The following is a 9,718-nucleotide window of genomic DNA, read 5'->3' as shown; positions in this document are numbered from 1 at the left end:
GTTAAGTAATATATTAAACATTTCAAAAAAACTGAAAGTGATGACAGATAAAGCCTTAAATTATTCTGAATGAAAAGAGAGTAGCAATGACAACTAGAAACTATGGAAATTTATTGCTACTGGCATTATTTATTGGTTTAGCTGGCTGCCAAACTAATACAACTGCGCCGTCTAAAAAGCTACCTAAAGATGAAAATATCAGAACGATGCAGGCAGATAGCGATTTAGATGGCGATGGTGTGCTTGATGCTATAGACGAATGCCCTGAAACGCGACCCAATGTAGTAATTGATGCTAAAGGCTGTGAAATAATAATTGAGGGAGGCAAGGCACTTGAAATGGAGTTCAATGGGGTTTTCTCGCAAATGAGCAGTCAGCTATTTGATATCTATGATGCAGTATTTGTGAAAATAGCAGAAAGTCTTAATGATCGCCCAAAAGCCAATGTTTTTATTTTCGGTCATGCAGCGACAAGTGAAATAGATAAAGATGCTTTAGCGACTTTTGGTTTCGATTCTTTATCACGCAATCGCGCGCTAATTATTAAGAATAATTTAGTGTTGTAATATAATATCGATGCTGAGCGTATCCGTACTTATGAGTGCTCAAATAAGATTATAGTTACAGATACAGCGTTTATAGATCCAAGTTTTGAAAAGCTCAATCTTAAAAGTATTGAGGCAAAACAACGCCGCGCAACTTTAATGGCGAGTAGTGAAGTTCATGATTTGATGAATCTTGAATATGATTCTGATATGCAAAAATATGGTGAATATGCCAAGCACTGTGAGTTATTTGAATAACGTTGCAGATGATGGTTAATGACTACCAATCATCAAAATTTAACCTTACCCCAACGCCGAAAACACCACCATCAGCACAGGCGAGACAATATTAATAATAAAGCCAAAGCTAATTGCCAATGGCACTACTTTTAGACCGCCAGATTGTTGAATAATTGGCAGGGTAAAATCCAAACTGGTCGCGCCGCCAAGCCCAACTGCTGCTGATGGATATTTACGCATAAACACGGGAATAAATATCAATGCAAAAAACTCACGCACTAAGTCATTAAATAGCGCGACACTGCCCCAAACCGCGCCATAAGCATCAGTCATCACAATCGCTGATAACGAATACCAACCAAATCCTGACGCCAGTGCCAAGCCTTTGGTCCACGATACCTCACTGAACATCAGCGCAAATATTAAGCCACCAACCAAGACAGCTAGTGTAAAAATGACACTCATCTCAACGCCGCGCTTATTCAGCAGCACTTCTTTTAGCGTAATACCTGAGCCTTTTAAGCCAATGCCGACCAACAAAATTAATATCATCAGCATCACCGTCATGGTATTTTCAGGCGGTATATAATTGTCTGGTAAGAAATAACCAATCACCATACCAATGACCACACAAACGACTTGAGCGAGGCTACCACGGATGCTCACGCGATGTTCTTTAGATTTTACGCTGGGTTTTTTGGCATGCCATGGGCGCAGTCGGTCAAATAACATCAGGGCAAACAAACCACTGGCAATTGTCAAAATCGATAGTATGGTCACATACAGCGCAATTTCGCCTATCTGACTGCCAAGTCCTTCAACTTGTGACAGCTCGATACCAATCAGCGCTAAGATGATAAATACCAGATAAGATAAGCCTTTATCTGCAAGCTTTGTCATGGTTGGATGAGAAGGAATGGCAAAGCCAATAAACATTGGCATTAATACCAGAACAAGGGTAACTAGGCTTTGCATGGTGATTGGCTCGCGGCATTTTCAAAGGCGTTTTTAAGAAGCTGGAAATTGTATCACATGAAACGATCAATGCTGACATGAGCGGCTAAGATTCCTTGTAAAAGCCGACTGTTTAACGACCAAATATTCAGTGTTAAGATAAAATCGTGAATCACTAAGCTGTAAGTCAGGATTTCATTCATGATAATTTGACTGCTAACAACGCTTAAGTATTTACCTGACCAACTTTTGTTGCTACATTAATAGACTTACTATATTTGGCTTGCCTCATGTCGCTATATCAGCTCAAGTCTCAGTTTCAAGATCAGCTGCGCCCAATAAGTGATGTGTTGGTCGAGCAAAAGGTGACAGCAAATCAAGTGACGGTGTCAGCCGTATTATTGAGCCTTGGTACGGCCTATATGATTGCCAAACCCGCAACTGAGCAGCAGGCATTATGGTTGCTGTTACCTTCATCACTGTTTGTGCGTATGGCGCTCAATGCTATCGATGGCATGATGGCGCGTGAGCATGGGCAAGCCTCAAGGCTTGGGGCAGTGCTTAATGAAGTGGGTGATATCGTGGCTGATACGGCGCTTATCGCAAGTTTAGCTCCGCATGTTGCTAATGGTAATTTACAAGCGTCGACAGTCAATTTACCAAACCGTATATCAATCCATCAGCGTCATATTATCGGTCTGATTGCGCTTAGTATCAGCACTGAGTTACTAGGTATCACTAGTAATACGATGTTAGACATTAGAGCAAACCAAGGGCCTTTAGGCAAAAGCGATCGTGCTTTTTTACTAGGTTTGCTTGGCGCTTTCATGGCGACTAAAATGCCGATCATGCTATCGCATATCAAAGCGCGTCCACTATTGATACTGACAGAGGCACTACTATTAAAAACCTGCTTGAATCGCCTGCGTTATATGGCAGATTTATACTTGATACGTAAACCACCCGCGCTTCGTTCAAATTACTCAGAAACTCTTGAGTTAATACCAGAGCCATCGTACAAATCTATTTTTCCGCTTGGTTACCAAATGTATGTTGGTCAATCCAATACGCTATTTTTCGATGCTGTTTCATCAAATTATTCTTTATTAAGCTATCCTCTATCAAATTTTTCTTCATTAAATGCCCCTTTATCAAATTCTGCTATTAAAACTTCCTTTTTGGAGCCTAAGATAATGCCGACCACCCCTCTCAATAGTCATGAAAAAGTGGAGCAGGTTAGTGATACGCTCAATTTATCGTCTTCCAAATTGATAAGCGGTGAAAGTTGCTATAACGCTTACGATGGCACGGCAATATATTATCGCTATTGGTTAACGACACCTTTAGAGGGTATCAAACAAGCCAGTCAGCCTCTGCGTCAAGTCATTCTGTTACATCGTGGTCACGAGCATTCGGGACGCTTAGCAGAACTTGGGGAGCAGTTTGCCATGGCGGGCTATCAAGTATTTGCTTGGGATGCGCGCGGTAATGGGCGCTCGGGTGGTATCAAGGATCATGCAGAAAGCGTCACCGAGCTTGAGCGTGATTTAGATGGTTTTGTGCAATTGGTTATCGGGCAAACGGGCATTGCTATCGAGGATACCTTAATCGTCGCCAGTAGTATCGGTGCAGTACTCGCCGCAGCATGGGTACATGATTACGCACCCAACATTCGCGGAATGATATTGGGTACACCAGCGTTGAGTATCCGCTTGTACATGCCATTTGCCATACCATCGTTAAAGGTGGCTCGCGCGCTTGGACTGATGTCACGCGTGAGCAGTTACGTCAAAGCGCAAGTATTGACTCATGATAAAGACGCACAGCAAGCTTATAATGCCGACCCGCTGATATCTAATAGCATCTCGACCGACTTGCTCATCGATACTCATGCAACGGGTCAACGCTTGCTCGATGATGCTAGCGCTATTAATGTACCGACGTTTGTATTATGTGCGGGTAAGGATTACGTGGTCGATAAACAGGCAGAGCGCGATTTTTATGAGGCGATTAATACGACCAATAAACGCTGGCAGTTATATCCAGATAGCTATCATGCAATCTTCCATGAGACCAATAAGGCAGACGTCTTTGCAGATTGTATCGAGTTCGCTGAGCAGGTATTCAGTAAGGACATTGAAGCGCCTGATTTGAGCTTGGCGCATATGAATAGTGCCAGTAAAGATAAGGTTGACCGTTTAGCGATTAAGCCTTTTAATCCGAGCTTTGCCATTACTCGATTTGCCATGCAAAAATTTGGTCATGTCAGCGACGCGATTGCTACAGGACTGGAGCATGGCTTTGATTCGGGGCATTCGCTCGATCACGTTTATTATAATCAGCCTAGTGGTCAAAATAAATTTGGGCAGGCGGTCGATAAATTTTATCTTAGTAATATAGGCTGGCAGGGGATTCGTATTCGCCGCGAGCATATATTAGAACTCGCACGGGAGGCTCTGGCAGATATTGAAGACAAAAACCAGAGCAGTACTAAACCATACCAACCAAAACTACTCGATATCGCTAGTGGGCATGGCTTTTATGCGTTTGATTTATTAATAGAGTTTACCAACTTGCATGCTGAGCTACGTGATTATGAGCAGCATAATATCCAAGCCTTACAGGCAAAGGCGGAGCAGTTAGAGATTGCTGATCGTGTCCTTACTTGTCAAAAAGATGCGTTTGACCCTGCCAGTTATTCTAATATGCAGAAGAGAAGTGCCAATGCTAAAAGTCTTGATGATAAAAAATTCGATATTGCTATCGCCTCTGGCGTGTTTGAATTGTTTTCTGACAATACACTACCAGCGACAGCATTGGCAGGCATTTATGACAGTTTAAAATCTGATGGTTATTTACTTTATACCAATCAGCCGTGGCATCCTGAGCAGGAATTCATTAGTAAAACCTTAAACAATCATCGCGGCAGTAGTTGGGTGATGCGCTGTCGCTCACAAGCGGAAATGGATCAATTGGTTGAGAATGCTGGCTTTAAGAAAGTCGCTATGCGTATCGATCGTTTTGGTATCTTTACCGTGTCATTGGCAATTAAAGTCACCTCAACCAATCATGAATAATACGCATGCCAAGCCCTATGAGCGTGTGCAACTTTTTTCAGGGGGCGGTTCACGTTTCGCCTATTATTTGGGCAGCTATGCGGCATTGGTTGCTCATGATTTGAAGCCAGATGTCATCGTCGGCACTTGCGGTGGCAGTCTGTCGGCTTATCTGGTCAATCTAGCGCCTGATCCCAAGGATTTGCAGGAGCTCATGTGCAGCCGTGAGTTGTATCGTGTCATTACGGCAATCAGACATGTTGCGCCAGACGAAGCCAATAGGCGATTAAAGATACGTTATATGACTCAGGCGCTTAAACGTTGGCAGTTATCAAAACAAAGAGGTAAAAGACAAAAACAGCAGCAATCAGACAGCTACAAACGACTATTGGATGAGTTGCAGTATTTAGCGATGTTTCGGATAGATAACGAGGGGCAATGGCTCGATGAATTGTCTCATTTTTCTCCTAATCACAATAATCTATATAACCCTACCGCGCCAGAGATAGCCATTATTGCTAGCCGACTTTATCAAACAGCCGATCAAACGCTTACTACTGATAGTTCTGTTTACGATGAGTTTAAGCTGCAAGAATTGTTATTTGCGCCACCGTGTTTGGCAGTATCAGAGCATTTTGATGAAATACTTAACGCACCTGCGCATACGTTTGCCGATAGGCGTATTCATCAGTCAGTAAATATCGTAAAGCAGTGGGAATTCAATCCAGCGGTTCGTGCTTCTATGGCAGATATGTATTATCTACCGCCAACGCATATTGAAACGCTTGGCTGGTGCTTGGGCGGAGTGATTAATCTCACGCCCGTTGAGCTAGCATGTCAGCTAGGACAGACGGTATTTGCAGAGACCAAGGCAGGTTATGATTCATGGCTTGCCGCACCAGCCATTCAACGCGTTTTTGGTTTTGACCCAAATGAGCGTTTGGCACAGGTGCATGGTTATCAGCCAATGGAAACGTCATCACTTATGAAGTCAGAAAGAAATAGCCATCAATTGCATTGGTTACCCTTTGCAGATAATGGTCAGCAGTTGGCAGGACAGCATGTACAAAAGCGTTTTAATATAAATCAAATGACGGTTGAACTCATTCACAGTGACTATGATGGCTTTGTACAGCAGATGCAGGTGCAATGGCAGTATGGGTATCAGCGTACGGCTGACTATATACAGCAGCATGGTCTATGAACTCTAAAATGAAAAACATCACACAGTCGACTTCAACTCATAAGCCATCGCATATTATCGTCTTTGGTGGTACGAGTGGACTTGGCTTGGCGTTGGCGCTGCATCATCAGGCGCTTGGCTGGCAAGTGAGCGTGGTTGGTCATAGCGTAGAGAAGATAGCCCATATCAATAGTCAGCATCCTGACATTGTTACTCACTGCTGTGATTTAACCGATAGAGCGCAAACACAAACGTTGGTAGATAACTTGTCAGATAGCAGTTTTCAAAGAGTGATTTATAGTGCAGGCAGTTATACCAATGAGCGTGTCCATCATCTCAATCAAGCTGACAGCGATAAAATGCTAGCAATTAATCTGCAAGCGTTTGAGCAGGTTTTTAGATGGGCAAGTGAGCAGTTAAAGCGTGAAAGTCGGTCAATAGATTTCGAGGGAAAAAGTAGGCTGAGCCTGATTTGTATCGCGTCTATCGCTGGTACTATGGAGTACCCTTATGCTAGCCTTTATGCCAAAAGCAAACGCGCGATGATTGCGACTGCTAGCGCTTATCGAGCGGCGCTGATGCCTTATCCTATTCAAGTCAATTGCATCGCCTCAGGCTACATCGATACCCAAGCATTACGCGATTTGAATAACGGCGATGCCAGTCATAAGCCATCCATCATCAGTACGCAAACGGCGGTTGAGAATGTTATGCAAGCCATTGATAAAAATATTGAGCTGGCCATATTTCCACGCTCCATGCGCTATATTACTCGGGCGCTCAATCATTTGCCTAAGCCTGTGCTTAATTGGATATTACGCAGTAAGTTGGATAAAACGACTTGATAACAGCTTACCCAAGCAGCCAATAAAACAAGGTAAATAGCGGCACGCCAATGAGCAAGCTATCTACTCTGTCCAATACGCCGCCATGTCCGGCGAGCATCGTACCCGTGTCTTTCACCCCATGCTGACGTTTAAAGGCGGACTCTAATAAATCTCCAGCGATACCACTGACCGCTAAGCCGTAAGCGGCTAATAAGCAAATCCACCAGTTAAAAGGCGTGAGCCAAATGCCTAATAGTGTTGCCAATATCGCCGCTAGCATACTGCCGAAAAGAGCGCCTTCGATACTTTTATTCGGGCTAATAATTGGGGCAAGACCACGCGTAAACAGCTTGTGACCAAGCAATCGTCCGCATAAATACTGGGCAATATCATTAAATTGACTGGCGAATAACACAAAAAATAAAACGCCATACTGCTCGCGCTGCCAGATTAATTGTTTTAAAGCAATAAGACTGACAATCAGTGTGAGAAAAGCAGAGCTAAAGACTAGGTCTAACAGATTTAGACGCGTATAAGTTTGAGAGGAATGCGCAGGATTTTGGCTAAAAGGTATGGTCATGGGCTGTAAACCACGTGCTTGCAGCTTTTTAATCAGCACCGACTTGCTATGTAAGCACCACAAACGTTTAATCTCATAGCAGCCACGCAAACCAATTAAAACGAAAAAAGCGATGAGCAGCCACTGATAAGGGTAGGTAGGAGGCTGCATGGGTTGGCTATTATTCGTTACCTTAGCGATAACGTAACACGCGCAAAGCGCCGCTAACATGAGCCACCATGAGCGCGCGATTAAATAGATTTTCGGTAAGCGCTGACGTAAGCGAGGTAGGGCAAGCATGCCCCAAGTCACACTGACGACCATCATAAGTCCGATCACAAACTGCAAATCAGTAGCCATATTTTTAGCAATTCAAGGTCAATAAAGAACGGCAAGTTACCGTTTTTCATGGCTAAAGTGGCGGCCTCCAATTGCTGTTAGATGTTAGCAACTGTATTTACCACTCTAGCCTCTGTGTCATCGATTATAGGCTGAAGCAGCCAATCAATGCCACCCTCTTTGCTGCCTGTTTTGTCAGCTTCTCTCAACTTCGATAATGGCGCAATCACACTGGTTCGAGGTGTGGATGCCAAATGTGGATAGTCTTGACGATAGTGACCACCGCGACTCTCATAACGCTGATAAGCTGACTGAATAACCAACGTGGCTAATTGTAATTGTCGTGCTAATTGAAATAGTGCCAGCTCATTAGCAGTGATAGTGCCATCTAAAGTACTCATACTGGACTGATTTAACCTAGTTTTTTCAAGCCACTGTTGCCATTGCTGTATCTGTATTAATATTTGCTCTAATGATTCGGCATTTCGAGTGATACCCATATAAGAGGTCATTAAAACTTTTAATTCTGTGACTATTTTGCCCGCATAATCGCGGGTAACGATATCAGTGTCATCACAATGAGATAAATTAAATAGAATGGTAGGAGAAGAAGGAAGCTTAATAGTTTGAATATCTTTGAGCGTTGGTGCTGTCCAAATGGCAGTTGCTGATAAATGTAAATTATCATAAACGTCAACGGTATCTAGATTGTCTAATGCTTTTAAATATCGCGGTAAGTCAGCAGCGATATTGCGCCCAACGACTACGCATTCTAAAAGTGAATTACTTGCTAAGCGATTCGCACCATGCAAACCTGTATAGGCAACTTCGCCTGCGGCATATAAACCTATCACATCGCTCAAACCATTGGCGTCAGTAACCACGCCACCGCAACTATAATGCGCAGTCGGGGCAACGGGGATAGGTTCCCTAGTCATATCAATGCCGAGGTTGAATAATGTTTGATAAATCTGTGGGAAATGCTCCCGTAAAAACTGTTCTGGCAAATGACTGACATCTAAATGTACGTAGCCAAGCCCGTTATTACTGATCTGCTCAGCGATGGCGCGAGCGACGATATCGCGTGGTGCCAATTCTGCCCGCTCATCAATTTTTAACATAAAGCGCTTGCCAGTTTGCGGACAGGTCAGCCGCCCACCTTCACCGCGTAGTGCTTCCGATATCAAAAAGCTGCTGTCATCTAACGCTAAACCTGTTGGATGAAATTGAATGAACTCCAAGTTTGCTAAGCGACAGCCTGCTTGCCATGCCATCATCACACCATCGCCAACACAGACATTTGGTGCACTGGCTCGCTTGAACAGTTGTCCTAAACCGCCACTAGCCAGTACGACTGCGTGACTATAAAAAGTCAGTTGTCGTTGATTATTATGATCAAAAACTTGCGCCCCTTGGCATTGCTTATTTGGATTGGCACTATTTGTTAAAAGGCTCAGCGCTTCATGATAAGGCAAAATAGTGATATTAGCAGCGTTTTGCGCCTTTATAGTCAAGGCTTCCATAATGTGTCGACCAGTCGCATCATCCGCATGTGCGACCCGCCTGCAACCATGCCCGCCTTCTTTGGTTAAATGTAAGTCGGCAGTTTGTAGTTCAGTCTGTAGTTTGGTGACAGGTTCTGCATTATCTTCTTGCGGTATTTGGGTAAAAGGCACACCTTGCTCACATAGCCATTGAACGGCCTGTTGCCCGGCACTTAAAATGCGACTGGTATTATTAGCTTCGCATAACCCTGCGCCAGCGATTAGGGTATCGGCAATATGGTCAGCGACAGAGTCCTCTTTATCCAAGCTTGCCGCGATGCCACCTTGGGCATAATGACTGGAGCAAATCTCTAAGGCGGCTTTGCTCAATACAGTAATATTCAGCGATTTTGGTAATGCTAGAGCCGTGCTTAAGCCTGCTAATCCCGCGCCAATGATAAGCACGTCCGTTTGTACTATAGCAGCAGGGCTATCGAGACCTAATGATTCCGCTGTCAATGCCGCGCTCAT

The 9,718-nt window shown here is 43.9% G+C and carries 7 protein-coding genes; 4 read left to right on the top strand and 3 right to left on the bottom strand.

The window, feature by feature from the left end; genetic code table 11:
- Nucleotides 1–86 precede the first annotated feature (86 nt).
- Entirely contained in the window at nucleotides 87–566 is a 480-nt protein-coding gene (locus tag ACT3S4_RS09895; RefSeq protein ID WP_201559956.1) for a hypothetical protein, read from the top strand.
- Between the two features lie 282 nt (nucleotides 567–848).
- Here ACT3S4_RS09895 and ACT3S4_RS09890 read toward each other — a convergent pair whose 3' ends face one another.
- Entirely contained in the window at nucleotides 849–1,760 is a 912-nt protein-coding gene (locus ACT3S4_RS09890) for a lysine exporter LysO family protein (protein ID WP_201559955.1), read from the bottom strand.
- A gap of 269 nt (nucleotides 1,761–2,029) precedes the next feature.
- Between ACT3S4_RS09890 and ACT3S4_RS09885 the strand changes: the two genes are divergently transcribed.
- From ACT3S4_RS09885 to ACT3S4_RS09875, 3 genes are read left to right on the top strand one after another with little or no spacing between them, the layout of a single operon-like run.
- Complete coding sequence (locus tag ACT3S4_RS09885) at nucleotides 2,030–4,816, top strand: alpha/beta fold hydrolase (RefSeq protein WP_444760976.1); 2,787 nt, start codon at nucleotides 2,030–2,032, stop codon at nucleotides 4,814–4,816.
- Nucleotides 4,809–5,999, top strand: coding sequence for a patatin-like phospholipase family protein (locus tag ACT3S4_RS09880; protein ID WP_444760975.1), 1,191 nt, complete (start codon nucleotides 4,809–4,811; stop codon nucleotides 5,997–5,999). Before ACT3S4_RS09885 ends, ACT3S4_RS09880 begins: the two co-directional genes overlap by 8 nt.
- A gap of 8 nt (nucleotides 6,000–6,007) precedes the next feature.
- A complete protein-coding gene (locus tag ACT3S4_RS09875; protein ID WP_201559952.1) occupies nucleotides 6,008–6,823 on the top strand; it encodes an SDR family NAD(P)-dependent oxidoreductase in 816 nt (271 codons plus the stop codon).
- A gap of 7 nt (nucleotides 6,824–6,830) precedes the next feature.
- Here the strand turns inward: ACT3S4_RS09875 and ACT3S4_RS09870 are convergent, their stop codons facing one another.
- On the bottom strand, nucleotides 6,831–7,724 hold the full coding sequence (locus ACT3S4_RS09870) for a phosphatidate cytidylyltransferase (RefSeq protein ID WP_201559951.1): 894 nt from the start codon (nucleotides 7,722–7,724) through the stop codon (nucleotides 6,831–6,833).
- A gap of 77 nt (nucleotides 7,725–7,801) precedes the next feature.
- A complete protein-coding gene (gene nadB, locus ACT3S4_RS09865) occupies nucleotides 7,802–9,718 on the bottom strand; it encodes an L-aspartate oxidase (protein ID WP_201559980.1) in 1,917 nt (638 codons plus the stop codon).

Source organism: Psychrobacter sp. AOP30-A2-5 (genome assembly GCF_052378115.1).
GTDB lineage: Bacteria > Pseudomonadota > Gammaproteobacteria > Pseudomonadales > Moraxellaceae > Psychrobacter.
The sequence above is the reverse complement of the archived record's forward strand: the minus strand, read 5'-3'. Positions and strand labels throughout refer to the sequence as shown.